A 26,113-nucleotide genomic window follows, 5' to 3' on the forward strand; every position below is an offset into this window, starting at 1 on the left:
CTTTCTAATCTTATTCCGGGGCCCGGCCATGAAACGCTTCTCCGACCTCAGCGAGGCGGAAATCCTCGCCCTCGCCATCTCCAATGAGGAGGAGGATGCCCGCATCTACCTCCAATTCGCCGGCCGGCTGAAGGCGGACTATCCCGCCACGGCGGCGATGTTCGAGCGCATGGCGCAGGAGGAGCATGGCCACCGCCACGCGCTGCACCAGCTCTATGTCGCCCGCTTCGGCGAGGCGCTGCCCTACATTACCCGGCAGGACGTGAAGGGCTTTCTCAAGCGTAACCCGCTCTGGCTAATGGACACGCTGCGCATCGACGCGGTGCGCCGGCAGGCCGAGGTGATGGAATACGAGGCGCAGCAATTCTACATCAAGGCCGCCGCCCGCGCCCATGACGCGGCCACGCGCCAGCTTCTCGCCGACCTCGCCGAGGCGGAAAGCGCGCATGAGACGCTGGCGCAGGAACTCGGCGGGCAGATCGAGACCAGCGGCGCCCGCGTGCATGAGGACGAAGCCGCCCACCGGGTCTTCGTGCTGCAGATCGTCCAGCCGGGCCTTGCCGGGCTGATCGACGGCTCGATCTCCACCCTGGCGCCGATCTTCGCCGCCGCCTTCGCCACGCAGGATTCCTGGGCCGCCTTCCTCGTCGGGCTCGCCGCCTCCATCGGCGCCGGCATCTCCATGGGCCTCACCGAGGGCCTGTCGGATGATGGCGCCATCACCGGGCGCGGCAGTCCGTGGCCGCGCGGCCTCGCCTGCGGGGTGATGACGATGCTGGGCGGGCTCGGCCACACCCTGCCCTATCTCATCCCCGATTTCTGGACCGCCACGGCGGTCGCCGGCGTCGTCGTCGCCGTCGAGCTCGCCGCCATCGCCTATGTGCGCACCCACTATATGGAAACGCCCTTCGGCTCGGCGCTGGTGCAGGTGGTGCTCGGCGGCCTGCTGGTGCTGGCCGCCGGCATCCTCATCGGCAGTTCGTGAAGGGGCGGTCGCGGGCGGGCCTTTAGAGCGCGATCCGATCAGCTTGCGATGCAAGCTGATCGGCGCGTGCTCTAGCCCGCCCGCACCATGTCGACGAAGCTGTGCACCTCGCGGCGCAGCGTCACCGCCTGCAGCGACAGGTCGCGCGCCGAGGTCAGCACCCGGTGCGCGGCGGCGGCGGAGGCCTGCGCCGTGCGCTGGACGGCGGAGATGTTGGTGGTCACTTCCTGCGTCCCGCTCGCCGCCTGCTGGATCGAGCGCGCGACCTCCGAGGTGGTGGCGTGCTGCTCGGTCATGGCGGCGGAAATCGCCGCCGCGGCGTTGCGCAGCTCGGTGATGGTGGCGCTGAAGCCGGCAATGGCCCCCTGCACGCCCCCGGTCGATTCCTGAATGCCGGAAATGCGCTCGGAAATGCCGGCGGTCGCCTGCGCGGTCTGGCTGGCCAGCGCCTTCACCTCCTGCGCCACCACGGCGAAGCCGCGCCCGGCCTCGCCCGCACGGGCGGATTCGATGGTGGCATTCAGCGCCAGAAGGTTGGTCTGGCCGGCAATGGAGTCGATGAGGCCGGTGATGGTGCCGATCTGCTCGGCCGAGGCCTTCAGCTCGTTCATCTGGCCGCTGGTGGCGGCGACCTCGCCCACCGCCCGCTCGGTCATCACGGTGGAATGCTGCAGCCGGTCGCCGATCTCCTGCGCGGCGGCGGAAAGCTCCTCCATCGCCGCCGCCACGGTCTGCACATTGGCGGTGGCGAGCTGCGCGGCGGCTGCCACCGCCCCGGCCTGGTTGGTGGCTTCCTCCGCCGTGGCGTTGAGCGCTTCGGACGCCGCCTGCAGGTCGTTGGCCGCGGTCGCGACCATGTCGACCACCGCGCCCACCGCCGCCTCGAACTGGTCGGCGAGCTGGCGCATCTCGGCGTGGCGGTTTTCGGCGGCGCGCTGGGCCGCACCGCGCGCCTCCTCGCGCGCCGCCTCCGCCTCGCGCAGGCCGTCGCGGAACACGGTGAGCGCACGCGCCTGCTCGCCGATCTCGTCGGTCCGCCCGGCATGGGGGATGGCGGCTTCCAGATCGCCGGCGGACACCTGCTCCATGGCCGCGCTGACCTCGCGCACCGGCCGGGCGATGCCGAAGAAGGAATAGGCGCTGGCCAGCACCGCCGCCAGAATGGCGATGGCGGAGAAGATGAGAATACGGGTCATGCCGTCGGTGAGCGCCTGATCGGCCAGCGCCCGCGCCTCGTCGGCCTGGAGGGAGGATTCCTTGGTGACCCCGGCCAGCACGCTGGCCGCCTCGCGCATCAGCGGCGTGCTGCTCTCGTTCACCAGCGCGGTGCGGCTGGCGAGTTCGGCGATAGTCTCGTCTATCACCCGCTTATAGGCGTCGAAATCCTTTAGCGCCGTCTCCACCGTCTGGGCCACCTGAGCGTTGTCGCCCATCTGCGTGCGCACATCGGTGAGGATGGTGACGACGCGGTTCTGCATCGAGGTGAGGCGCTTGAGCTGCTTGGCGTCGCCTTCCAGCATATAGGTGGAGGCGGCGAGATTGATGCTGTCCACCAGCTGCTCCAGCGGCTGCAGATTGCTCGCCATGTCGGTGTTGCCGAGTTCGAGCATCTGGCCGGCGAGGGTGGAGAAATGCGTGCGCGCCCGCATGGCGAGGGCCGGGCGGGCCTCGACGAGTTGCTGCTGCGTCTTCTCCGAATCGTGCACCTGCGTCGTGACGGCGCCGAACTCGCCGAGCAGTTGCTTGAGCTTCACGAAGTCCGCGCGGTCGTCGTCATGGGTTTCCAGCGCCATCAGCCGGTCGAGCCGGCCCTGAGCCGCCGTGATGTCGGCGTTCACCGCGCCGAGCAGCGCCTCATTATTGGGATTGGCGAAGGACAGCCGCATCTCCGTGGCGTTGAGCTGGATGCGTGTCAGCAGATCGGCCACTTCCTCGCTCTCGTTCAGGATCGTCGCCTGCCGTTCGGCGGCGTCATTCGCCTCCTCGATGCTCGTCATGGCGAAATGCCGGCTCACCAGCACACCGCAGGAGAGAAGAACGAGCAGCACGGACGCAATGCCGAGCTTCATCGCGATGCCGAGACGCATCGTGCCCACGAGATACCTCCACGTGTCCTTTTACCTTGCGGCACAAAAGGACATGTGGCTTGCGCCAGTCTTGCCGGTGGTTGTGGGCAGCGGGCTCAGCGGCGCGGGCCGGCGGGTCTACTCATAAGCGGCGAAGGCCTGCGCCAGCGCTGCCCGGTCGGCGCCGGCGGCCAGCGCCAGGGTGAGCAGCAGCCGCACCTTCACCCCGGTGAGCAGCCCGGCGGAGAGCACGCCGCGCGCCAGCAGGTCGATTTCCGAGCCGGGATAGCCATAGGTGCGGGCGAACACCGGGCCCGCCAGCGTCCGGCTGGCCAGCACCACCGGCAGGCGCGCCGCCACCTCGCCGACCAGCGGCGCCAGCGCACCCGGCACATGGCCCGCCCCCGCCCCCTCGATGACGAGGCCGGCATAGCCGAGATCGGGCACGGCGCGCAGCAGCCGTCCATCGTCGCCCATGGCGATCTTGAGCAGCGCCACCGGCGGCAGCGGCACTGTGCCGGGGTCGAAGGCCAGCGCCGGGCGCGCCACGCGGGTCAGCAGCCGCACCCGCCCCTCCGCCACCAGCCCGAGCGGGCCGGCCATGTCGGAGACGAAGGCGGAGGTGAGCGCCGTGTGCGCCTTGCGCACGAAGCGGGCGGCGTGGATCTCGTCGTTCAGCACCACCAGCGTGCCGAGCCCGCGCGCCGCGTCGCTGGCGGCGACGAGGGCGGCGGCCAGAAGGTTGGCCGGCCCGTCGGCGCCCGGCTGCTGCGGGCCGCGCATGGCGCCGACCACCACCACCGGCCGCTCGCCCGGCACCAGCAGGTCGAGCGCGAAGGCGGTCTCCTCGATGGTGTCGGTGCCCTGGATGACCACCGCGCCATCCATGCCGGCGGCGAAGCCGGCGCGGATTTCGCCCGCCACGGCGGCGATGTTCTCCAGCGTCAGCGAGGCGCTGCCGACCTTCATCGGCGAGCGTGCCTCGATGTCCGCCACCTCGGCGAGACCGGGCACCGCGGCCACCAGCTCGGCCGCGCCCAGCGTCGGCGCGATGCCGCCATCGGGCGCCGTGGTCATGGTGATGGTGCCGCCGAGGGAGAGGACGAGAAGACGGGGACGCGGAAGGAGAGCGGACATGGAAGACCTGACGACGCAGCGGGGACGCTCCACCCTAGAGCGTTTTCGAGCGAAGTGGATACCGGTTCGCGTGAAGAAAACGCGACAAAACAAAGAATTAGATCATTTCACTGTTTCCGTGAAACAGTGAAATGATCTAGCCGCCCGCCGCCAAGTCGTCAGCCCGTCACCCCGTCAGCCCGTTACGCCGCCGCGCGCAGCCCCGCCAGTTCGGCCGGCATCGGCCCGCCCGTCGCCCAGTCCAGCAGTTCCACCGTGTGGACCACCGGCACGCGCGTGCCGCCGCCGATCTGCGTCATGCAGCCAATATTGCCGGCGGCGATCACCTGCGGGTCGGTGCGCTCGATATTGGCGACCTTGCGCGCCCGCAGCCGGCCGGCGATCTCGGGCTGGAGGATGTTGTACGTGCCAGCCGAACCGCAGCACAAATGCCCTTCGGCCGGCTCCAGCACGGTGAAACCGGCGCCGGCCAGCAGCGCCTTCGGCGCGGTGCGCACGCGCTGGCCGTGCTGCAGCGAACAGGCGGAGTGATAGGCGACGCGGATGCCGGGCGCGATCACCGGCGCGGGAAGCTCCTGCGCGGCGAGAAACTCGCTCACATCCTTCGCCAGCGCCGACACCTTCGCCGCGCGCTCGGCATAGGCCGGGTCGGTGCGCAGCATGTGGCCGTAATCCTTGATCGTCGTGCCACAGCCCGAGGTGGTCACGAGGATCGCGTCGAGCCCCTCACCCTCGATCTCGCGCATCCAGGCGTCGACATTGGCGCGGGCATTGGCAAGCGCCAGCTCCTCCTTGCCCATATGGTGGGTGAGCGAGCCGCAGCAGCCGCCGCCGACGGGGCGGACGATCTCCACGCCCAACCGGGTGAGCAGGCGGATCGCCGCCGCGTCGATCTCCGGCCGCAGCACCGGCTGGGCGCAGCCATCGAGCAGGGCGACGCGGGCGCGGCGGGTGCCTTGCGCGGGAAAGCGGCGCACGCCTTCATCCGCCGAGCGCGTGGCCGGCCGGGCGGGGGCGAGCCGCAGCATGGCGGCCACCGGCGCGAGGCCGGGGATGGAGGCGAAAAGGCCGGCGAAGGGCTTCGCCACCATCGCCCCGCCAATGGCGAGGCGGAACAGCGTGCGGCTCGGCAGCACCCGCGCCAGCAGCGCCCGCGTCAGCCGGTCCATCAGCGGCCGGTCATAGGTCGCCTCCACATGGTCGCGCGCATGGTCGATGAGGTGCATGTAGTGCACGCCCGAGGGGCAGGTGGTCATGCAGGACAGGCAGGACAGGCAGCGGTCGACATGCTTGGCGACCTCCTGCGTCGCCGGCCGGTCGTTCTCCAGCATGTCCTTGATCAGGTAGATGCGCCCGCGCGGGGAATCCAGCTCATCCCCCAGCAGCACATAGGTCGGGCAGGTGGCGGTGCAGAAGCCGCAATGCACGCAGGCGCGCAGCACCTGCTCCGACCGTGCCGTCTGCGGATCGGCCAGCTGGGCGAGGGAGAAGTTCGTCTGCATCACTCACACTCCCGCATACATCCGCCCGGGGCTCAGCACGCGCCCGGGGTCGAAGCCGTTCTTCATCCGGGCGATCAGCGCGCCGGTGATCGGGTCGAGCGGCTGGAACACCTCTTCGCCCGCCCGCGCCGCCGCGCTGGCGCGGATCAGCGTCGCATGGCCGCCGCCCGCCGCCGCCACCGCCGCGCGCACCGCCGCCGTCTGCGGCTCCGCGCCGGGCATCTCCACCCAGATGAGGCCGCCGGCCCAGTCGTAAAGGCAGCGCGCGCCGAGCCCTGCCAGCGCCGCGCCGACGGACGGCCCGGCCATCGGCGCCACCGAGACCCGCCAGAGGGCATGCGTCTCCCTCTCCCCCACGGGGAGAGGGCGGGGTGAGGGGGAAGGCGCGCGCCCAGCCCCCTCACCCGGCGCGGCAGCCGCGCCGACCTCTCCCCGTGGGGGAGAGGTGACAAAAGCCGCAAAGGGCGTCACGTCACGCACCGCCTGCCAGAAGGTGAGCGAGGCCTCCGCGTCGAGAAAGGACAGCGTGCCGCGCTCGCGCAGCATCTCTTCCAGCTTGCCGCGCCGGTGGCGGATGGACGGCGCCACCCCTTCCAGCCGCAGCGCGGTCACCGAGGCGCCCGCGCCGGCGACGGCGGGAATCGCGGCCGCCACCGCTTCCGGCACATGCGCGGCGCCGGACACGTCGTAATAGGAGCCGACCGCCGCACTCATCGCGCCGGCGGCGGCGGCCGGGTCGAGGCCGAGCAGCAGCAGCGTCTCCACCGTCTCCGGGCGCGGCAGCACCTTGATGGTGAGTTCGGTGAAGGCGGCGAGCGTGCCATGGGAGCCTGCCAGCCCGCGCGGCAGATCATAGCCGGTGACGTTCTTCACCACCCGCCCGCCGGCCTTGAACGCTTCCGCCCGGCCGGAGACAGCGCGGATGCCGAGCGCATGGTCGCGCGCCGCCCCGGCGCTCGGCCGGCGCGGGCCGGCGAGGTTGCAGGCCATCAGCCCGCCCAGCGTGCCGCCGCCCGGCGCCACGCCGAGCAGGGGGCCGAAATCCATCGGCTCGAAGGCCAGCATCTGCTTGGACGCGGCGACCAGCGCCTCGATCTCGGCCACCGTGGTGCCGGCCTTCGCGCTCAGCACCAGCTCTTCCGGCTCATAGAGGGTGACGCCCGAGAGGCCCTTCAGCTCCAGCGTGGCGTCGGTCTGGATGTGGCGGCCAAGCCCGGCCTTGGAGCCGGAGCCGGCGACATCGAGCGTGCGCCCGTTCGACACCGCCCAGCGCACCGCCTCCACCACCTCCGCCTCGTCGCGCGGACACAGCCTCTCGCTCATCTCAAGCCACTCCCGAAAGCGCGGCGAGCCGCGCGGCATGCGTGTTGTGTTCCGCCACCACGGCGGGCAGCTCGATGGTCACCACCTCGCCATGGGCCACCACCGGCCGACCGTGGACATAAGTGAAGGCGGCGCGCCCCGGCGTGCAGAACAGGGCGGCGGCGACCGGGTCGGCGAGGCCGCCGGCGAAGGAGACATCGTCGAGCCGCAGGGCGAAGAAATCCGCGCAATAGCCCGGCGCCAGCGCGCCGATATCCGTGCGCCCGAGCACCGAAGCCCCGCCCAGCGTGGCGAGTTCCAGCGCCTCGCGCGCGCTCATCCACTCATGGTCGCGCGAGGGGTCCGAAGTCGAGAGCGTGGTGTCCGGCCCCTCGGGCGGGCGCAGGCTCATCTGCAGCCGCGCCAGAAGCATGGCCTGCCGGGCTTCGGTGAGCAGGTTGTTGCCGTCATTGGAGGCCGAACCGTCCACCCCGAGCCCGACCTTGACCCCTGCCGCCCGATAGGCCCGCACCGGGGCGATGCCGGAGGCGAGGCGCATGTTCGAGGAGGGGCAATGGCACACACCGACCCCGGCGCCTCTGAAGCAGCCGATCTCATGCGCGTTCACATGCACCGCATGGGCGAACCACACGTCATCGCCGAGCCAGCCCAGTTCCTCCATATAGGCGACCGGCCGCTTGCCGAAGCGCGCCAGCGTGTAGCGCTCCTCATCCACGGTCTCGGCGAGATGGGTGTGCAGCCGCACGCCCTTTTCCCGCGCCAGCGCCGCGCTCGCCCGCATCAGTTCCGGCGTCACCGAGAAGGGCGAACAGGGGGCGAGGGCGATCTGCAGCCGCGCGCCGGGCGCGGCGTCGTGATAGCGGGCGATGACGCGCTCGCAATCGGCGAGGATGGCGTCCTCATCCTCCACGCACTCATCCGGCGGCAGCCCGCCCTGGGACTGGCCGAGCGACATGGAGCCGCGCGAGACCATGAAGCGCAGCCCGATCTCGCGCGCCGCGGCGATCTGGTCGTCCACCGCGCAGCCATTGCGGAAGACATAGGCATGGTCGAAGCAGGTGGTGCAGCCCGACAGCGCGAGTTCCGCCAGCCCCACCAGCGTCGCCGTGCGCGAGGCCTCCGGCGTGCGCGCCGCCCACAGCCGATAATGCGCGCCAAGCCAGCGGAACAGGTTGACGTTCTGCGCCGCCGGCAGAGCGCGGGTCAGCGTCTGGTCGAGATGGTGGTGGCAATTGACCAGGCCGGGCAGCAGCACATGGCCGGAGAGGTCGAGCACCTCGTCGGCGCTTTCCGGCAGGCTCGCGCTCGGCCCCACCTCAACGATCACGCCATCGCGCGCAAACAGCCCGCCGCCGGAAATCTCGCGGCGGGCGCCGTCCATGGTGACGAGCACCGTGGCGTTGCGGACGAGGAGGGTTGCCATCAGAAGCGCGGCAGGTCGGGGAAGGGCAGCTTGCCGCCCGAGACATGCATGCGGCCCAGTTCGGCGCAGCGGTGCAGCACCGGGAACACCTTGCCGGGGTTGAGCAGCCCCTCGGGATCGAAGGCGCATTTCAGCCGCTGCTGATGGGCAAGGTCGGTCTCGTCGAACATGGACGGCATGAGGTCGCGCTTTTCCACCCCCACGCCGTGCTCGCCGGTGAGCACGCCGCCCACCTCGACGCAGAGCAGCAGAATGTCGGCGCCGAAGGCCTCGGCCTTCTCAAGCTGGCCGGGCTGGTTGGCGTCGTAGCAGATCAGCGGGTGGAGATTGCCGTCGCCGGCATGGAAGACATTGCCGCAGCGCAGCCCGTATTTCTCCGACATCTCCTCCATGCGCTTCAGCACCAGCGGCAGCGCCTTGCGCGGAATGGTGCCGTCCATGCAGAGATAATCCGGCGAAATCCGCCCCACGGCGGGGAACGCGGCCTTGCGCCCGGCCCAGAAGGCGACGCGCTCCTCCTCGCTGGTGGAGGCGCGCAGCGTCAGGCAGCCGAGCGTGCCGGCAATCTCCGCCACGCGCTCGATGAGGTGGTTCACCTCCGCCTCCGGCCCGTCCAGCTCGACGATCAGCAGCGCCTCGACATCGAGCGGGTAGCCGGCGCCGAGAAACGCCTCGGCGGCATGGACCATCATCTTATCCATCATCTCCATCCCGCCGGGAATGATGCCGGCGGCGATGATGGCGGCGACGCAGGCGCCCGCCGCTTCCGACGAGGGGAAGCCGACCAGCACGGCACGCGCCGTCTCCGGCTTCTTGAGGATGCGCACCGTGACTTCCGTCACCACGCCGAGCAGCCCCTCCGAGCCGACGATGAGGCCGAGCAGGTCGAGCCCGCCGGAATCGAGATGCTTGCCGCCGAGGCGAATGACCTCGCCCGTGATCAGCACCATCTCGACGCCGAGCACATTGTTCGTCGTCAGCCCGTATTTCAGGCAGTGCACCCCGCCGGAATTCTCGCCGACATTGCCGCCAATGGTGCAGGCGATCTGCGAGGAGGGGTCGGGTGCGTAATAGAAGCCCTCATGCGCCACCGCCGTCGTGATGCCGAGATTGGTCACGCCCGGCTGGGCGACCACAGTGCGGTTGTCGAAGTCGATGTCGAGAATGCGGTTGAACTTGCCCATGCCGAGCAGGATGCCGTCTTCCAGCGGCAGCGCCCCGCCGGAGAGCGAGGTGCCCGCCCCGCGCGGCACCACGGGAATGCCGTTGGCATGGGCATAGGCCAGCACCTTCGACACCTGCTCGGTGGTGGAGGGCAGCACCACGACGAGCGGGAGCTGGCGATAGGCCGTCACCCCGTCGCTCTCGAACGGGCGCATCTCCGCCTCGGTGTCGATCACCCCCTCGCCGGGGACGATGGCGCGCAGATCGGCGACGATGCGGGCGCGGCGGGCCAGCACATCCGCCTTCGGCGCCGGCATGACGAGACCGGACATGGCACTCCTCCCTGATGCGTCTTGTGCGGCCCGGGCGGCCGCAGGGCCGCGCAAAGCCTGTTCGCTTTCGAGCCATTCTAGGGAAAAGCGCAGCCGGTTCCTATGGTAAAAAAACTAGACCAAGGATGAATATGTCGTGTCCGACCCTCGGCTTCGGTGGCGGCGCACGCCCCCTTGCGCGCGATCAAGGCGGTGCGCACCTCCACTGGGTAGGCCAATGACCAAAGGCCGCGCCCCATGCCGGCCGCCGCACAGAGGGAGACGCGCATGAACGAACTCACCGCCCGCACGGAGGACGCCGACACCGGAGCGCTCAGCCGCATCCGCCTGCATCTCGCCCGCTCGAAGGACTTTCCCGAGGGCAGCGCCCGCCATGGCTATGAATTCGTCGCGCCGCTGGACGGCACGGGCCGCATCAACGCCGAGGCCTGGAAGGGCCAGCGCGCCGCCTGCACCGTCACCCGCTTCTGGGCCAACGAGGCGCCGGAGCATGGCCGGCTGGTCCACCGCGCCGGCGGTGCGGGGGGAGCGAGCTGGGTGTTCGACTATGAAGCGGAGGCCAGCGACGACGACGAGACCGGCTATCGCTTCGGCGACCATGCCTTCGTGCCGGGCGAATATGTCTCGCTGCGCGACGAGGAGGGCGAGCTGCACACCTTCGTCGTGTTCTCCGTTCAGCCGGCCTGACATGGCCTCGTAAATGAAAGCGGCGCGGCACCCTCGCGGGCCCGCGCCGTTGTCGACTTTTCGAAGGCTGTCAGTTCGACGTGCCGGTCCCGGCCGGCGCGGTCGGCACGGCGCTGGGAGCGGAAGCGGTCTCGGCGCCCGCCAGCGGGGCAGCCGCGCCGCTCTGGGTCGCGGGCGTGGCGGCCGGCGTGGCGCCCGGCGCCACGGCGGGGGTGGCCGCCGGGGTGGCGGACGGGCTCGCGGCCGGAGTAGCGGCCGGCGTCGCCGGGGCGGCGGCGGCATCGGCCGGGGCTTCCACCGGCTTCGGCTTCGGCGTAGCGGCCACGGCACGCGGGCGGGCCGGGCGCTGGATCATGCCCATGACCTTGTTGTGCAGCTCCGGCGCCTTTTCGATGTTGAAATGGCTCAGCGCGCCCGCGCCGGTGAGGTCGATATTCTCGACCTGCCGCCCGGCGACCGGCTTGCCCGAGCCGCCGGCCTGGTAATAATTCACCACCTTGCCGATTTTGGGCGAGGCGGTCATCGGCGTCACCGGATCGAAGGTCACCACCAGCGGCACCGGCACGCCGGCGTCGCTCACCCGGTTGCCCATGGTGACGGCGGCATCGGCGCCGAGCGAATGGCCGATGATTATGACCGGCGTCGGCCGACGCTTGCCCACCGTGGCCTGCTCGATGGCGGAGCGGGTCAGCGTGTCGAGATCGACATAGGAATGCACGCTGGCGTCGATGCCGCGCGCGCGCATCTTGGCGGCGAGGTCGTCCATGCCGAGCGAGAAGATGTTGGCGAGCCCGCGCAGCAGATAGACGCGGGGCTGGTTCGGATTGGGCTTGGACTGCGCCTGCGCCGGGGCCGGAACGGCCAGGGCGACGACGAGCACGGCGACGATGGCGAGCCAGCCGGCCCAGACCCGCGAGAACTTCATGTCACACATCCCGAAAACACCGTCTGTCTTCATGCTCTGGGGCCCTGACCCTTGCAAATGGATTCTAGAACCGCTCCGCTTTGCCGGAAGCCTGATGCAGGGGCGCAACAGTACCTCCCGTTAAGGCAAAGGGCGCAACGCGGCGCCGTGGCCGCCCCCGCCCCCTTGCCAGCGCGCCGCCAGCATGCAACCCACTGAGGCGCGCGGAGTTCCCCGGCGCGACGGTACGACGCTGGGGAGGTGAAGGAGCGAGCTTCGGTGACGACGAACGCGACGGCCCGGTCGGCCGGCAAGACCTTTTACGACCATCCGCTGCGCGCCCCCGTGATGGCGGAACTGCACGCCCGTCCCTTCGTCGCGGTATCGACGCCCGCGCGCATCCTGCACGTCGCCTTTCTCGTCGACCGCGCCCAGGCGGTAGCGGACCGCGCCGCCTTCGCCAGCCTGTGCATGGCGCGCGGCCAGCCGGCGCCGGACCGCGAGGCCAAGCAGCACCGCGTCGCCTTCGGCCGCTTCGTCGTGCGCTGGGAGCGCCACGCCGAATTCACCACCTATACCTGGGAGTTGCCGGCCGAGGATGTGGTCGAGGGCGGCCTGCCCTTCCAGCCCTCCGCCGCCAGCCTCACCGATGTGCTCACCCAGCTGCCGCAGCCGGGTCCGTTGCTGGTGGCGGTGGACCTGCAACTCGTCACCGATACGGCGGACGCGCTCCCCCTCGACCGGCTGTTCGACCGCACCAGCCTCGCCCGCTCCGATGTCGAGGACGGCTTCGCCGAGATCGCCACCGATTTCCAGCCCGACCCGTCCGGCTTCGTGCGCATTCTGGTGCGCGATCGCGGCATGACCGACGACGCCGCCGGCGCGCTGGTGCAGCGCGTGCTGGAAATCGAGACCTACCGCACGCTGGCGCTGCTCGGCCTGCCGGAGGCGCAGCGCCTCGCCCCCACCGTGGCGCATAGCGAGCAGGAGCTTTCCAGCCTCACCGAGCAGATGCGCCAGAGCGAGGGCCTCGCCGCCAATCACAAGCTGCTCGACGCGCTGACCGGCCTCGCCGCCCAATTGGAAGCGGACGCCGCCGCCTCGCTGTTCCGCTTCGGTGCCACCCGCGCCTATGAGGAAATCGTCAATTCGCGCCTGCGCACCATCGGCGAGCGGCCGATTTCCGGCTATCCCACCTGGCAGCAATTCCTGCTGCGCCGGCTGCAGCCGGCCATGCGCACCTGCCAGGCGATCGAGCAGCGCCAGGCCAATATGTCGGTCAAGCTCACCAGCGCTGCCAACCTGCTGCGCACCCGCGTCGATGTCGAGCTGGAACAGCAGAACCGCAACCTGCTGCAGAGCATGAACAAGCGCGCGCGCATGCAGCTGCGCCTGCAGCAGACGGTCGAAGGGCTCTCCGTCGCCGCCATCTCCTATTACGTCATCAGCCTGCTGCATTACGCGCTGGAAGGGCTGCACGCCCGCGCCGAGGAAGCCGGGCTGCATTACGATGTCGGCACCGCCACCGCCATCGCCGTGCCCATCGTGGTGCTGGTGATCTGGTCGGTGGTCCGCCGCATCCGTCGCGGCCATGCCGAATAGAGCGTTTTCGAGCGAAGTGGATTCCGGTTCGCGTGAAGAAAACGCGACAAAACAAAGAATCAGATCATTTCACCGTTTCCATGAAACAGTGAAATGATCTAGGGCTGCGGCACGCGCCCTGCCCTCGGCTCAGCCGCCGTTTCTCACGGAAAAGCCCCGGTCTCCCGGGGCTTTTTGCTGTCGGCCGGCGCGGGCGTCTATTGCGAGAAGCCGCCGGTTGAGGGCGCGGGGGCGCCGATCCACTGGGTCTGGCTGTTGTCCGGGGCGGGCGCGGGGGCGCTGGCCGCCGGGGCCGGCGTGATCGTGCGGGTGGGGGCGGTCGCCGCCGGTGCGGTCGCGGCCGGTGCCGGCGTGGCGGGCGCGCTCTGCACCGTGGTGCTCGGCGCCGCCGGGGCGGTGCGCGGCGCGGCGCTGGCTGCCGGCACCACGGCCGGGGAGGTCTGGCGCGGCGTCGCGGTGGGGGCGGGCGTCGCCACCGGGGCGGGCCGGGCCGCCGCCGGGGTCTGGCGCGGCGCCTGCTGCGCCTGCGGCTGGGTGCGCGGCGCTGCCGGGCGGGTGCGCGTCGGCTTCTCTTCCTTGCCCTGCGGGTCGAAGCCGACATAGACGACATAGCTCTCGGACGCGCCGGGCGACGGACGGGGGAAGGTCACGTCGTCGGCGACGAGGCCGAAATCGACCTGCATCACGCCCGGGCCCACTTCCACCGGCACCGAATAGAACTTGGTCCATATCGATTTCGGCGCCGGACCTTCCTGCACCACGGCGAGGCGGATCGGCACGGTGAGCTTGCCGGGCCCGCCCTTGGGCCCGAGCAGCACGCGGCCCTGAATGCCGATGCGCATGGTCATGTCGGGGGCGGAGAAACGGCATTCGCGGGAAAACTGGCCGAGCGTCGCCTGATAGCGCACACCGCCATCGGAAGGCTCCGTCACCTGCCAGGCCGCCGCGCCGGTCCGCACCTGGATCGGCGGGCAGGTGAACTCGGACGCGTCGGGCGCACCGGGGGTCACCGCGGCCGTGCCCGCGCCGCTGGTGCCGCCGCCGGCGGCGGTGGGCGAGACGGTGGTGGTCTGCATGCTGGAGCCGAGGAAACCCTGGTCGCCGGCATCTCCGGCGCCCATCGGCCCTTCATTGCCATTGCCGCCGCCAATGCCGGCGCCGGCACAGCCGGCCAGCAGCAGGGCGAGCGCGGGAATGGCCAGCCATGCCGGCGCGCGCCCTCTCAGCACCCCTCTGCGTCCCGCCTGGCCGAACGGCCGGTTTCGCACGTCCCCGATACCCATACGCATACTCCCCGCCGTCCCGGGCTGGATGAGCCGTGGCGCCTTCCCCCGAAGCGCCGGACGGCCGGTGATCCTGGATCCGCTTTACTGGACGCTCTTATAGCAGGCCACCGCGCGCAGGAAACCTGTCCTGTGGCGGTGGCGTCAAGCCTTCGCGTCCGCCTCTTCGCCCGTGGGGCGTGGCGGGTTCAGCCGCCATTGCCGGCGGCGGGCGTGGCGGTGAGCCCCGTCGGCTCCCCCACCAGGCTGAACAGCAGCGCGGGATGGGCGTTCAGCCGCGCGGCCACGCGCTTCACGTCGTCCAGCGTCACCTTCGCCACCAGCTCGTTGCGGATGTCGATATAGTCGATGCCGAGATTGTCGATCTGGATCTGCAGCAGCTGCGAGGCGACCTTGGCGGAGCTGTCGAAGCGCAGCGCGAAGGAGCCGATGAGGTAGCTCTTGGCATCCGCCAGTTCCTCCTCGCTCGGCCCGACGGTGAGCAGGCGCTCATATTCCGCCCGGATCAGCGCCGCGCTCTCGGCCGCCCGGTCGTTCTTGGTCGCGGTGCCGCCGAGGATCAGCGCCGCATGATCGAGCGGGGCGAGGTGGCTGTAGACGGAATAGGCGAGGCCGCGCTTTTCCCGCACTTCCCTAAACAGGCGGGAGGAAAAGGCCGAGCCGCCGAAAATGTGGTTGAGCACGAAGGCGGGGATGAAATCCGGGTCGTCGCGCTTGAGACCGATGCCGCCGAAGACGATGGAGGTCTGCGGCACGGCCAGCGTCTTCACCACATCGGTGCCGAGGCCCTTCGGTTCCACATCCGGCACCGGGGTCAGCTGGGCCTTGGCCGGCAGCGCGCCGAACATGGCATCGAGCGCCGGGCCGAGCTTTTCCGCCGTGATGTCACCGACCACCGCGATCTTGAGATTGTCGCGGGCGAGGTTGCGGACGACGAAGCTCTTGAGGTCGTCACGGCTGATGGTGGGCACGCTCGCCAGCGTGCCGGCCACCGGGCGGCCATAGGGATGGTTCGGGAAAGCTGCCGCCGACCAGCCGAGACTCGCCAGCGAGGAGGGATCGTTCAGCCGCCGGCGCAGCTGCGCCAGCTGGCCCTGGCGGATGCGCTCCACCGCCTCGTCGTCGAAGCGCGGGGCGTTGACCGCCAGCGCCATCAGCGCGAAGGCGTCGTCGACATTCTCCGACAGCGTGCGCAGCGAGCCGCCGAGGCTGTCGCGCGAAGCATCGAAGCGCAGTTCGATCGCCTTTTCCGCCAGCCGGTCCTGGAAAGCGCGGGAATCGAGATCGCCCGCGCCCTCATCGAGCAGCGAGGAGGTGAGGCTGGCGACGCCGGGCGTTGAAGCCGGGTCCTGCGCCGCGCCGCCGAGAAAGGCGATTTCCATCGCCACCAGCGGCAGGGTGGTGTCGTGAACCAGCCACGCCTCGATGCCGCCCGGGCTGATCACCCGCTGGATGCGCGTCGTTTCGGACTGGGCGGGCGAGGCGGGGACGAGGGCGATGGTCATGAGCGTGGCCGCGGCGAGCGAGAAAAAGGAACGGAGAGGGCGGGAGCGCCGGCCTGCGGCGCGGCCGGTCACGAACGGTCCTCCCCGGGGCTCGCCCGTTCGGCGCCCGGCTCGGGCAGGGCGGCGGCGGGGGCGGGCTTGGCCTGCAGCAGCTGGCTGGTCACGGCGCGGGCGGGCACCAGCCAGCGCCGCGCGGCGTCGCGCACCTGCTCGGCGGTGACGGACTTCACCAGTTCTGGCCAGATCTTCACATCCTGCGCGGTGGAGCCGGTGGCGAGCGCGGCGCCATAGATGCGCGCCAGCGTCGCCTGGTTGTCCTGGGCATAGATCGCCTCGGCCACCAACCGGGTCTTGGCCCGCTCCAGCTCGGCCGCGTCCGGCCCGTTCGTGGCCAGCGCCGCGATGGTCTCGTCAAGCGCGGTTTCCACCGCCTCCATCGTCACCTCGGGGCGCGGCGTCACCGAGAGGCCGAAGCGCGTATCGTCGAGGGCGGTCGACTGGTACCAGGCGCCGGCACTGGCGGCGACGCCCTTGTCGACCACGAGCGAGCGGTAGAGCCGCCCGGTGGAACCGCCGCCCAGCACCTGGGCGAGCACGTCGAGCGTGACACTCTCGTCGCGGTCGCCGCGATAGGAGGGCACGAGATAGCTGCGCGAGAGGCTCGGCTGGCCGACGCGGCCATCGGCCAGCACCAGCCGGCGTTCGGCGCGCGGCGGGGGCTCCTGCGGGCGAATGCGTTCCGCCGTCTCGGCGCGCGGGGCGACCTTGCCATAGGTCTCCTCGGCCAGCTTCTTCACCTCCTCCGGCTCGACATCGCCCGCCACCACGAGGATGGCGTTGTTGGGCGTGTAGAAGCGGCGGTAGAAATCCAGCGCGTCCTGCCGGTTCAGCTGCTTGATCTCGTCTTCCCAGCCGATGATCGGGTGGCCATAGGGGTGGTTGACGAACATGGCGGCCTGCGCGGCCTCGGAAAGCTGCGAGGCAGGGTCGTTGTCGGTGCGCATGCGGCGCTCTTCCAGCACCACGTCGCGCTCGGGCAGCACCACCTCGTCGGTCAGGACGAGGCCGGTCATGCGGTCGGCCTCGAAGCCCATCACGGTGGCGAGGTTCTGCTTGGCGACGCGCTGGAAATAGGCGGTGTAGTCCTGCGAGGTGAAGGCGTTTTCCTGCCCGCCGAGCTTGGCGACCACCTGCGAGAACTCGCCCGCCGGGTGTTTGTCCGTACCCTTGAACATCAGATGCTCGAGGAAATGGGCGATGCCCGACTTGCCCGGCTGCTCGTCGGCCGAGCCGACCCGGTACCACACCATATGGGTGACGACCGGGGCGCGATGGTCAGGCACCACCACCACCTGCATGCCGTTGCCGAGGGTGAACTCCGCCACCTCGGCGGCGTCCGCGCGCGCGGGAGCGGTGGCAAGGCCGGCGGCGGCGCCGGCGAGCAGCATCAGAGCGGGCATGAGTCTTCCAGTCACAGCTTCATCCGTTTCGGCGGACCGCCCGGAGAGACGGGCGCGCCACCCGGGCTCGGGCGGCGCAGGGCGGAGGCGCAGGCAATGTAGCGATGAAGCAGGCGCGGCGCGATGCGCCGCCGGCGGGCTTCACCGCGAAGTGAGGAAGCGGGGCGCACGGCACGCCCCGAACGCGCCGGCAGGCGCGGGAAGGGCAACGCCACGCCGGCCGGCGTGCCCGGTCAGTCGCTGTTCTTCTGGGTACGGTCGAACAAGTTCGGCAGCTTCCACGCCTTGTCTTCCGGACGGTCAGCGACGACACCATATTTGGCGCCGGGCGCGGGGGTCTGGTAGCCGGGCGGCGGCTCGGTGAGGGATGCACGCTCCGGCTCGCCCTCGAAGCGGATCGTGTCGTCCTTCTTGCTGTCCCAGCCGAGGAAGCCCATCTCGTTCACCGAGAGACGGTTGTCCTGGTTGGCGCGGCCATTATTGGCGAAGCCGCTGCCGGTGGCCTTGCCGGAACGATAGCCCTTGTTCAGTTCGGCCGGGGTGAGCGAGCGGGCCTCGCCGACGCGGCTTGAGGTCGCCCGCGTGTCCACCCAGTTCGCCTTCGCTTCCGCCTCGCGGACGACCTGGTCATGGTCCTTTGGCCATGCCGGATTCTGCGAAATCGCCGAGGCGTCGCGCGGCGGGGGCAGGATGTCGCCGGTCGGCGGCACCACCAGCGGCGGGCGCTCGCGGTAGTCGATATCGGGCGGGGGCGGCGCCACCAGGCCGAGGCCGGTGAGAATCTGCCCGGTGAGGTTGGTCTCCGGCGCATCCTGCGCCTGGGCCAGAGCCGGCGCGGTGCTGAAAGCCCCGGCGGCGGCGCAGGCCAGGACGCCGGCGAACAGCCCGGCGCGGGCGGCATGAACTCGTGTCGTCATCCGGTCGTCTCCTGCCGGTCCGTAGGGGGCGAGAACGCCTCGCCCACGCGACCGCTCAAGCGTGCGGAAGGTCCGATCTCACTTCAGGGCGGCGATTTTGCGGCGCTCCCGAAAAAGGAAGCATACAAAAGCAGCCCGACCCCGGCAACAATGGCCACGTCAGAGAGGTTGAACACATACCAGTAGAAGCCGAAAGCGTGCAGCGAGACGAAGTCGAACACGGCGCCATAGGCCGCCCGGTCGATGGCGTTGCCGAGCGCGCCGCCGATCAGCAGCCCCAGCGCGGCCGCTTCCAGCCGGTTGTCGGTGCGCGCCAGCCAGAACCAGAACAGCACCGCCGCCGCCAGCTTCACCCCGCCGAGCACCCACCAGCCCTCGGCGCCCAGCGAGAACAGCCCGTAGCTGATGCCGGTGTTCCACGCCCAGACGATGTCGAGGAAAGGCGCCACCTTCACGATGCCGTCCGGGCCGAAATCCACCCCGTGCAGCACGGCGAGCTTGGAGCCCTGGTCGATCGCCAGCGCGGCGAGCGCGAACAGCGCGCCGGTCAGCGTATGTGGGCCGGCGAGGCGGAGCGACACGCGCGCGCTCACTCCGCCGCCCGGCGGGCATGGGCCAGTTCGCGCAGCGCCTGCGCGTCGCGCGGGGTCACGTCGGGATAGTCCGCCTCCGTGCCCACCAGCGGCGAGATCTTCCAGGAGCGGGCGCATTTATGCCCCACCGCCCGGTTCGGCACGACCGCGACGCCCGGCACGTCCGGCAGGCGGAAGGCGTCGGCCGGGCCCTCATCCGGCATCAGATGCGCGTCGGAGGTGATGCACACTTCCGCCAGATCGACCGCGCTCACCGCGGCGAACAGGTTCGGGTCGGAGACGTGGATCACCGGCGCCGCTTCCAGCGAGGAGCCGATGCGCTTGGCCGCGCGCTCCACTTCCAGCGCGCCGAGCACGACGCGCCGCACCAGGCGGATCTTGCGCCACTCATCGGCCAGCACCGGGTCGCGCCATTTCGCCGGCGTGTCGGGGAAGGTCTGAAGATGCACCGAACCGGTCTCGGAGGGGAAGCGCGCCAGCCAGGTCTCCTCCGCCGTGAAGGGCAGAATCGGCGCCAGCCAGACGACGAGCCGGTTGAACACCTCGTCGAGCACGGTGAGGCAGGCCCGCCGCGTCACCGAGGAGAGCGGGTCGCAATAGAGCGCGTCCTTGCGCACGTCGAAATAGAAGGCCGAGAGTTCGCTGGTCATGAAGGCGGTCAGTGCCGCGTTCACCCGCTTGAAGTCGAAGCCGGCATAGGCCTCGCGCACCACGCCGTCGAGCTCGGCGAGGCGGTGCAGCACCATCTTTTCCAGCGCCGGCATGTCGGCGAAGGCGACGCGCTCGGCCTCGCGGTAATGATGCAGCGAGCCGAGCAGCCAGCGCAGCGTGTTGCGCAGCTTGCGATAGGTCTCGACCGTGGTCTTGAGGATTTCCGGCCCGATGCGCAGATCGTCGGAATAGTCGGAGGCGCACACCCACAGGCGCAGAATGTCGGCGCCGGAGTTCTTGATCACCTCCTGCGGGGCGACGACATTGCCGACCGATTTCGACATTTTGCGGCCCTGCTCGTCGAGCACGAAGCCATGCGTCAGCACCACGTCGTAAGGCGGGCGCCCGCGCGTGCCGCAGCTCTCCAGCAGCGAGGAATGGAACCAGCCGCGATGCTGGTCCGAGCCTTCGAGATACATCACCCGGTCCGGCCCGCCATTGAAGGCGCGGTCAGCCTTGAGGTCTTCGCGCACTTCCAGCGTGAAGGCGTGGGTGGAGCCTGAATCGAACCACACGTCGAGAATGTCGTCGACCTTGGTCCATTCATTGGAACTGTAATCGGTGCCGAGGAAGCGCTGGGCGGCGCCTTCCTTGTACCAGGCGTCCGCCCCCTCGGTGGCGAAGGCCTCGGCGATGCGGGCATTCACCTTCTCGTCGCGCAGGATCTCGACCGTGCCGTCGCCCCTGTCCTTGACGAAGACGGCGATCGGCACGCCCCAGGCGCGCTGGCGCGAGACCACCCAGTCCGGCCGGTTCTCGATCATGCCGGTGATGCGGTTCTGGCCGGAGGCCGGCACCCATTGCACCCCGGCGATGCCGCCGAGCGCGCGGGCGCGCAGCGTGTCGCCACTGGCGCTGGAACCGTCCGCCGCCGCGATGTCCTTGTCCATCGCGATGAACCATTGCGGCGTGTTGCGGAAGATGATCGGCGCCTTGGAGCGCCAGCTATGCGGGTACTGGTGCTTCAACCTTCCGCGCGCCAGCAGCTTCTCGGCGCCCATCAGCGCCTTAATCACCGCATCATTGGCGTCGCCATCCTTGCCCTTGTCGTCCATGACGCGGGCGCCGGCGAAGAGGGGCACATGGTCGTAATAGCGCCCGTCCGGGCCGACCGTGTGCGGCACCTCGCCCAGATGGGCGGACATATAGAGGTTGAAGTCGTCGGCGCCGTGGCCGGGGGCGATGTGGACGAAGCCGGTGCCGGTGTCGTCGGTGACGAAATCACCGGGCACCACGGGCACGCGGAAATCGAAATAGCCCTGCGCGCCCTCGACGCCGTTCAACGGATGGGCGCAGACGAGATGCGTCGGGTCGACCTCCTTATGGCGTTCGTAAGCCGTGACGCGGGCGGCCTTGAACACCTCTTCCGCCAGCTTGTCGGCGAGGATGAAATGCTCGCCCACCTTGGCCCAATTGTCGTGCGGCGCCTCCGTCACCTCATAGACCGCATAGGTCACGTTCGGCGAGAAGGCGATGGCGCGGTTGCCGGGGATGGTCCAGGGCGTGGTGGTCCAGATCACCACGCTGGCGCCCTCATAGGAGGGGAACAGGTGGATGTCGGCGGCATCCTCCGGCGGCTCCAGCCCCTTGGGCAGGCCGCCGGCGGTGGCGGCGCTCTTGCGATAGCCGGTGACCGGGAATTTGACGAAGATCGTGGTCGACTGGTGGTCGTGATACTCGACCTCGGCCTCGGCGAGCGCAGTCCGCTCCACCACCGACCACATGACCGGCTTGGAGCCGCGATAAAGCAGGCCGTTGCCGGCGAATTTCATGATCTCGCGGGCGATCTGCGCTTCCGCGTCATAGCTCATCGTCACATAGGGGTGCGACCAGTCGCCCTCGACGCCGAGCCGCTTGAACTCGGCGCGCTGCACGTCGATCCAGCCCTCGGCGAAGGCGCGGCATTCCTGGCGGAACTCGACGACCGGCACCTCGTCCTTGTTCTTGCCCTTGGCGCGGTACTGTTCCTCGATCTTCCATTCGATCGGCAGGCCGTGGCAGTCCCAGCCCGGCACATAGTTGGAATCATGGCCGAGCGCGCCTTGGGAACGCACCACCACGTCCTTCAGGATCTTGTTGAGCGCGTGGCCGATATGGATGTTGCCATTGGCATAGGGCGGGCCGTCATGCAGCACGAAGCGCGGGCGGCCGGCGCCGGCCTTGCGCTGCTGGCCATAAAGGTCGATCCGCTCCCAGCGCGCCAGCAGCTCCGGCTCGCGCTGCGGCAGGCCGGCGCGCATGGGGAAATCGGTCTGCGGCAGGAACAGGGTCGCGGAATAGTCGTGCGCCGTGCCCTCGCCGGCCGGCTCAACCGACGTTTCGTTCCCGTTGCGACCATCGCTGTTGCGGCTCGTCATGACGCGCTCCTTAAGCCTTCGCGCCCGGTTTAAGCGCAGCGCCGGGCGCGTGCAAGGGAGGGCGGGGAATGCGCCCGCTCAGCCGGGCGTCACCACAATCTTGCCGAAGGCGCCGCGCTCCAGATGATCGAGCGCCGCCGGCAGCTCCGCCAGCCGGTAGCGCCCATCGATGACCGGCCTCAGCCCCGTCGCGTCGACCGCCCGCACAAGATCCTCCAGCGCCCGGCGGTGACCGACGCCGATGCCGTTGAGGGTGAGCTGCTTCAGCATCAGCGGGCCGAGCGGCAGCGCCGCGTCGAAGCCCTCGATGACGCCGATCTGGGCGATGCGCCCGCCGATCGCCGCCACTTCCACCGCCCGGCCGAGCGCCGCGCCGCCGGCCAGCGCGAGGACATGATCGGCGCCGCGTCCGCCGGTCGCCGCCCGCACCGCGTCCACCCAGTCGCCTTGCCTGCGGTCAATGAAGATGTCGGCACCGAGCGCCCGGGCGCGCTCCCGCTTGGCGGCGCTGCCGGAGACCACGATGACCTGCGCGCCCATGGCCTTGGCGATCTGCGCCCCGAACAGCGCGACGCCGCCGGTGCCCTCCACCAGCACGGTGTCGCCGGCCCGGAGCCCGCCGCGCTCGACCAGCCCGAACCAGGCGGTGAGCCCGGCGCAGGGCAGGGTGCTGGCGTCCTCAAGCGGCAGCGTTGCCGGCGCCGCCACCAACCAGGCCTCGGGCAGCGCGACATAGTCGGCGAGCACGCCGGGATAGGCGCCGCCGAGCGCCTGATAGGGCAGAAGGGCGGAATCGCCGGCGGGCAGGCCGTCGATCCAGCCGGGAAAGAAGGTGGAGATCACCCGCGCCCCCGTCGCGAAGCGAGCGGCATTCGCGCCCGTGGCGACGACGGTGCCGGCGAGATCGGACGCGGGCGTGAAGGGAAAGGGCAGCGGCGCGCCCATGCCGTCGGCGATGTTGAGCAGGTCACGGTAGTTCAGCGCCACCGCCGCCGCCTTCACCAGCACCTCGCCCGGGCCGGGCCGGGGCACCGCCACCTGCCGCAGCTTCAGAGCCGCGCGGCCGAAACCGTCCATCTCCCAGCGCCGCATCGTGGCGGGAATCGTATCTGCGTTCATCGTCCTTGCTCCGTGCGCGGAAACGTCTCGGAGCGTTCTAAGGTTGAATTTGTTTCGCCGGTTGCGCTAGTTGTTCCCAACATTGGCGAACTTATGGCGCCAATGCCGGCGGGCGAGCGGAAGGCGGCATGAGCGAGGTTCTGGCAGGCGTGGACGCCTTCGTCGCCGCGGTGGACACCGGCAGCTTTTCGGCGGCCGGCGTCCGGCTCGGCCTGACGCGCTCGGCGGTGGCGAAGACGGTGGCGCGGCTGGAAGGCCGGCTTTCCGTTCGCCTGTTCCACCGCACCACCCGCGCTTTGAGCCTCACCGAGGACGGGCAGCGCTATTACGAGCATTGCGTGCGGGCGCTGGCCGAACTGCAGGCCGGCCGCTCCGCGCTGGAATCGGGCCGGCGCGAGGCCACGGGGCGGCTGCGGGTAAGCGCGCCGCTGCTGTTCGGGCGGCGCTGCGTCGCTCCCCTGCTGGCGCGGCTGGCCGCCCGCCATCCCCGGCTCGAACTCGATCTCGCCCTCTCCGACCGGCTGGTCGATCTGGTCGAGGACGGGTTCGATCTCGCCATCCGCAATGGCGAGATCGGGTCAGGCCATGGATTGATGACCCGCACCGTCGGGCTGCAGCGGATGACCGTCTGCGCGTCCCCCGCCTATCTGGCAGTGGAGGGCACGCCGCAGGGGCTCGACGATCTTCACCGCCACCACGCGGTGACCTATGCCCGCGACGGCCGGGTGAAGGCCTGGGAATTTCCGCTGGGCAAGGGAGCGCCGGTGGCGGTGACGCCACCGAGCCGGCTGCGCTTCGATGATCTGGAAGCGATCGCCGATGCCGCCGAGGCGGGGCACGGCCTTGCCTGGCTGCCCTGCTGGCTCATCCGCGCGCGGGTTCACAGCGGCGCGCTGGTGCCCTTGCTGGCGGAGGTGCCGCGCCAGGTCTTCGCCACCCATGCGCTGTGGCCGGCGGCGCCACATATGCCGATGAAGCTGCGCCTCGCCCTCGACGCGCTCGCCGCCGAGCTGCCCGGCAGCGCCGAGCTGTAACCCCTACCCCAGCGCCGCGCGGGCCCGGGCGCTGTCGATGTCCATCTGCGCGATCAGCGCGTCGATGCCGTCGAATTTCAGCTCCGGCCGCAGCCAGGCGTGGAAGGCGACGGTGAGCACGCGGCCATAGAGGTCGCCGGCGAAGTCGAAGATGAAGGTCTCCAGCCGCGGCGCGCCGTCGTCGAAGGTCGGGCGGCGGCCGAAGCTCGCCACGCCCTTGTGCCGCGTTCCGTCGATCTCCACCGTCACCGCATAGATGCCGTGCGCCAGCGTCACCGCCGGATCAAGCCGCATATTGGCGGTGGGGTAGCCGAGTTCGCGCCCGCGCTTGTCGCCATGCACCACCTCGGCCTCGATGGCGAAGGGCGCGCCCAGCATATGGGCGGCCTGTTCGACGCGGCCCTGCGCCAGCGCGGCGCGGATGACGCTGGAGGAAATCTGCGCGCCCTCATCGAGCAGCGGCGGCACGATCTCCACCCCGAAGCCATGGCGCTTGCCGGCCTCGCGCAGGAACAGCGGCGAGCCGCCCCGGCCCTTGCCGAAATGGAAATCATAGCCCGCCACCACCATGGCGACGCCGAGACGCCCGACAAGAATGGCGGCGACGAAATCCTCGGCGTCGCGCCCGGCCATGGCAGCGTCGAAGGCGAGCACGACCGCGCCATCAAGCCCGGTCTCGCTCAGGCGCTTGAGCTTCATCGGCTCCGGCGTCAGGCGGAAGATCGGCTCGGCCGGGCGGAAATAGGCGCGCGGATGCGGCTCGAAGGTCAGCGCCAGCGCCGGCCGCCCGAGCGAGCGCGCCTGGTCGATGGCGGTGCCGATCACCGCGCGGTGGCCGCGATGCACGCCGTCGAAATTGCCGATGGCGACCACCGGCCGGGCGAGGGCGGGGGGCAGCGCGTCACCCTCGCGCAGGACGAGGAAAGGGTGCGGGGAAGCGGCGGCGTGGGTCATGTCAGCGCAACGCAACGGGAGGGGCGCCCCTTAAGGCGTCGGGAGAGGCGGCTGCTTAAGTGGCCCCGTCCCGCGCCGCCGTCAATCCGGACGCTACCAGGCGAGGCGCGTGGTGACCGCCGCCGGGCGGCCCGGCCCGTCGGCGAGCAGGCGGGCCAGCGCCCGCTCATCCACCTCGGCGCCCTGTTCGAGCCCGAGTTCGCCGGCATGGATGCCGGCCGCCACGAACAGGCAGTCAATGCCATGGCCCAGCGCCCCGGCGAGATCGGTGCGCAGCGCGTCGCCAATGGCGATGGCGCGCGTCTTCTCCACCGGCGCCCCGCGCAGCCTCGCCGCCGTGGCGAAGGCGGTCTCGTAAATCGGGCGGTGCGGCTTGCCGCAGAACACCACCTCGCCGCCCAGTTCCGCATAGGCCTCGGCGATGGCGCCGGCGCACCAGATCAGGTCGCCGCCGCGCTCGACCACGATATCGGGATTGGCGCAGATGAAGGGCAGGCCCCGCGCCTTCGCCGCCGCCAGCGTGTCGGCATAGTCGTCCGGCGTCTCCACCGTGTCGTCGAACAGGCCGGTGCAGACGATCAGCTCCGCCTCCTCGAAGGGGACGAGGGTGAGGTCGAGCCCCTTATAGATGCCGAGATCGCGCTCCGGGCCGAGATGCCACATCTTCACCCCCGGCCGTCCGGCCAGCAGCGCGCTGGTGACCATGCCCGAGGTGACGATGGCGTCATAGGCGTCGCGCGGAATGCCGAAGCCGTCGAGAATGCGGGCGACGCCCTCCGGCTCGCGCGGGGCGTTGGAGACGAGGATCACCGTCGTCCCGCCAGCGCGCGCCCGTTGCAGCGCGTCCGCCGCCGCCGGGGAACCGGCGACACCATTGTGCAGCACGCCCCACACGTCGCACAGGACGAGGTCGTAGCGGGGCGCCAGCGTGGCGAAGGAGGGGACGAGGAGCGGGGCGTTGTCGTGTTCCATGGCGGGGCGCATGCCATTTCCGCGCGCCGCGCACAAGGCCCGCGCCGGCAGGGCAGGGCTGCGGGAACCTTGCCGCTCCTTGC

Annotated in this window: 21 protein-coding genes; 5 read left to right on the forward strand and 16 right to left on the reverse strand. The window is 70.4% G+C overall.

Features of this window, described 5'->3' with window-relative positions; all coding sequences use genetic code 11:
• The first annotated feature begins 28 nt into the window (after positions 1-28).
• Positions 29-985, forward strand: coding sequence for an iron exporter MbfA (gene mbfA / locus K9D25_RS05320; RefSeq protein ID WP_244379998.1), 957 nt, complete (start codon positions 29-31; stop codon positions 983-985).
• A 71-nt stretch (positions 986-1,056) separates the two neighbouring features.
• On the opposite strand, the gene K9D25_RS05325 is transcribed toward mbfA, so the two are convergent.
• Together K9D25_RS05325 and K9D25_RS05330 are read right to left on the reverse strand one after the other, a co-directional pair.
• On the reverse strand, positions 1,057-3,072 hold the full coding sequence (locus K9D25_RS05325; protein ID WP_244450802.1) for a methyl-accepting chemotaxis protein: 2,016 nt from the start codon (positions 3,070-3,072) through the stop codon (positions 1,057-1,059).
• A gap of 117 nt (positions 3,073-3,189) precedes the next feature.
• Entirely contained in the window at positions 3,190-4,188 is a 999-nt protein-coding gene (locus K9D25_RS05330; protein ID WP_244380010.1) for an asparaginase, read from the reverse strand.
• Between K9D25_RS05330 and K9D25_RS24900 the strand changes: the two genes are divergently transcribed.
• Entirely contained in the window at positions 4,187-4,318 is a 132-nt protein-coding gene (locus K9D25_RS24900; RefSeq protein ID WP_279613793.1) for a hypothetical protein, read from the forward strand. The genes K9D25_RS05330 and K9D25_RS24900 overlap by 2 nt on opposite strands.
• A gap of 52 nt (positions 4,319-4,370) precedes the next feature.
• Here the strand turns inward: K9D25_RS24900 and glcF are convergent, their stop codons facing one another.
• The 4 genes from glcF to K9D25_RS05350 are packed head-to-tail and all read right to left on the reverse strand — an operon-like array spanning position 4,371 to position 9,932.
• A complete protein-coding gene (glcF, locus tag K9D25_RS05335; protein WP_244380022.1) occupies positions 4,371-5,690 on the reverse strand; it encodes a glycolate oxidase subunit GlcF in 1,320 nt (439 codons plus the stop codon).
• 3 nt (positions 5,691-5,693) lie between these two features.
• A complete protein-coding gene (locus tag K9D25_RS05340) occupies positions 5,694-7,013 on the reverse strand; it encodes an FAD-binding protein (protein WP_244380023.1) in 1,320 nt (439 codons plus the stop codon).
• Between the two features lies 1 nt (position 7,014).
• Positions 7,015-8,436, reverse strand: coding sequence for an 8-oxoguanine deaminase (locus K9D25_RS05345; protein WP_244380024.1), 1,422 nt, complete (start codon positions 8,434-8,436; stop codon positions 7,015-7,017).
• The gene (locus K9D25_RS05350) at positions 8,436-9,932 is read right to left on the reverse strand and encodes an FAD-linked oxidase C-terminal domain-containing protein (protein WP_244380025.1); all 1,497 of its coding nucleotides are present in this window, start codon (positions 9,930-9,932) and stop codon (positions 8,436-8,438) included. Before K9D25_RS05350 ends, K9D25_RS05345 begins: the two co-directional genes overlap by 1 nt.
• Positions 9,933-10,199: 267 nt before the next feature.
• Between K9D25_RS05350 and K9D25_RS05355 the strand changes: the two genes are divergently transcribed.
• The gene (locus tag K9D25_RS05355; RefSeq protein WP_244380027.1) at positions 10,200-10,619 is read left to right on the forward strand and encodes a hypothetical protein; all 420 of its coding nucleotides are present in this window, start codon (positions 10,200-10,202) and stop codon (positions 10,617-10,619) included.
• A 70-nt stretch (positions 10,620-10,689) separates the two neighbouring features.
• On the opposite strand, the gene K9D25_RS05360 is transcribed toward K9D25_RS05355, so the two are convergent.
• Entirely contained in the window at positions 10,690-11,544 is an 855-nt protein-coding gene (locus tag K9D25_RS05360; protein ID WP_244380029.1) for a hypothetical protein, read from the reverse strand.
• 258 nt (positions 11,545-11,802) lie between these two features.
• Here K9D25_RS05360 and K9D25_RS05365 point away from each other — a divergent pair, with 258 nt between their 5' ends.
• On the forward strand, positions 11,803-13,125 hold the full coding sequence (locus tag K9D25_RS05365) for a DUF3422 family protein (RefSeq protein WP_244380031.1): 1,323 nt from the start codon (positions 11,803-11,805) through the stop codon (positions 13,123-13,125).
• 197 nt (positions 13,126-13,322) lie between these two features.
• On the opposite strand, the gene K9D25_RS05370 is transcribed toward K9D25_RS05365, so the two are convergent.
• From K9D25_RS05370 to K9D25_RS05400, 7 genes are all read right to left on the reverse strand, one after another.
• On the reverse strand, positions 13,323-14,408 hold the full coding sequence (locus K9D25_RS05370) for a hypothetical protein (protein WP_244380033.1): 1,086 nt from the start codon (positions 14,406-14,408) through the stop codon (positions 13,323-13,325).
• A 188-nt stretch (positions 14,409-14,596) separates the two neighbouring features.
• On the reverse strand, positions 14,597-15,985 hold the full coding sequence (locus tag K9D25_RS05375) for a M16 family metallopeptidase (protein WP_432207913.1): 1,389 nt from the start codon (positions 15,983-15,985) through the stop codon (positions 14,597-14,599).
• Positions 15,982-17,373: a M16 family metallopeptidase gene (locus K9D25_RS05380; RefSeq protein WP_244380037.1), complete on the reverse strand. Its 1,392-nt coding sequence runs from the start codon at positions 17,371-17,373 to the stop codon at positions 15,982-15,984. The genes K9D25_RS05375 and K9D25_RS05380 overlap by 4 nt, the downstream gene beginning before the upstream one ends.
• A 233-nt stretch (positions 17,374-17,606) precedes the next feature.
• Positions 17,607-18,290, reverse strand: coding sequence for a hypothetical protein (locus K9D25_RS05385; protein WP_244380050.1), 684 nt, complete (start codon positions 18,288-18,290; stop codon positions 17,607-17,609).
• An 83-nt stretch (positions 18,291-18,373) separates the two neighbouring features.
• Positions 18,374-18,871 carry a signal peptidase II gene (gene lspA, locus K9D25_RS05390; protein ID WP_244380074.1) on the reverse strand — a complete coding sequence of 166 codons (498 nt, stop codon included), beginning with the start codon at positions 18,869-18,871 and terminating at the stop codon, positions 18,374-18,376.
• A gap of 8 nt (positions 18,872-18,879) precedes the next feature.
• Positions 18,880-21,951, reverse strand: a complete 3,072-nt coding sequence (ileS, locus tag K9D25_RS05395; RefSeq protein WP_244380076.1) for an isoleucine--tRNA ligase — start codon at positions 21,949-21,951, stop codon at positions 18,880-18,882.
• Between the two features lie 78 nt (positions 21,952-22,029).
• On the reverse strand, positions 22,030-23,070 hold the full coding sequence (locus K9D25_RS05400; protein ID WP_244380078.1) for a zinc-dependent alcohol dehydrogenase family protein: 1,041 nt from the start codon (positions 23,068-23,070) through the stop codon (positions 22,030-22,032).
• Positions 23,071-23,198: 128 nt separating this feature from the next.
• Here K9D25_RS05400 and K9D25_RS05405 point away from each other — a divergent pair, with 128 nt between their 5' ends.
• On the forward strand, positions 23,199-24,104 hold the full coding sequence (locus K9D25_RS05405) for a LysR family transcriptional regulator (RefSeq protein WP_244380080.1): 906 nt from the start codon (positions 23,199-23,201) through the stop codon (positions 24,102-24,104).
• 3 nt (positions 24,105-24,107) lie between these two features.
• On the opposite strand, the gene K9D25_RS05410 is transcribed toward K9D25_RS05405, so the two are convergent.
• Together K9D25_RS05410 and K9D25_RS05415 are read right to left on the reverse strand one after the other, a co-directional pair.
• Entirely contained in the window at positions 24,108-25,058 is a 951-nt protein-coding gene (locus tag K9D25_RS05410) for a bifunctional riboflavin kinase/FAD synthetase (protein WP_244380082.1), read from the reverse strand.
• Positions 25,059-25,151: 93 nt separating this feature from the next.
• Positions 25,152-26,042: a TIGR01459 family HAD-type hydrolase gene (locus K9D25_RS05415; RefSeq protein ID WP_244380084.1), complete on the reverse strand. Its 891-nt coding sequence runs from the start codon at positions 26,040-26,042 to the stop codon at positions 25,152-25,154.
• Between the last annotated feature and the right edge of the window lie 71 nt (positions 26,043-26,113).

The organism is Ancylobacter polymorphus, assembly GCF_022836935.1.
In the GTDB taxonomy this organism is placed as follows: Bacteria; Pseudomonadota; Alphaproteobacteria; order Rhizobiales; family Xanthobacteraceae; genus Ancylobacter; species Ancylobacter polymorphus_A.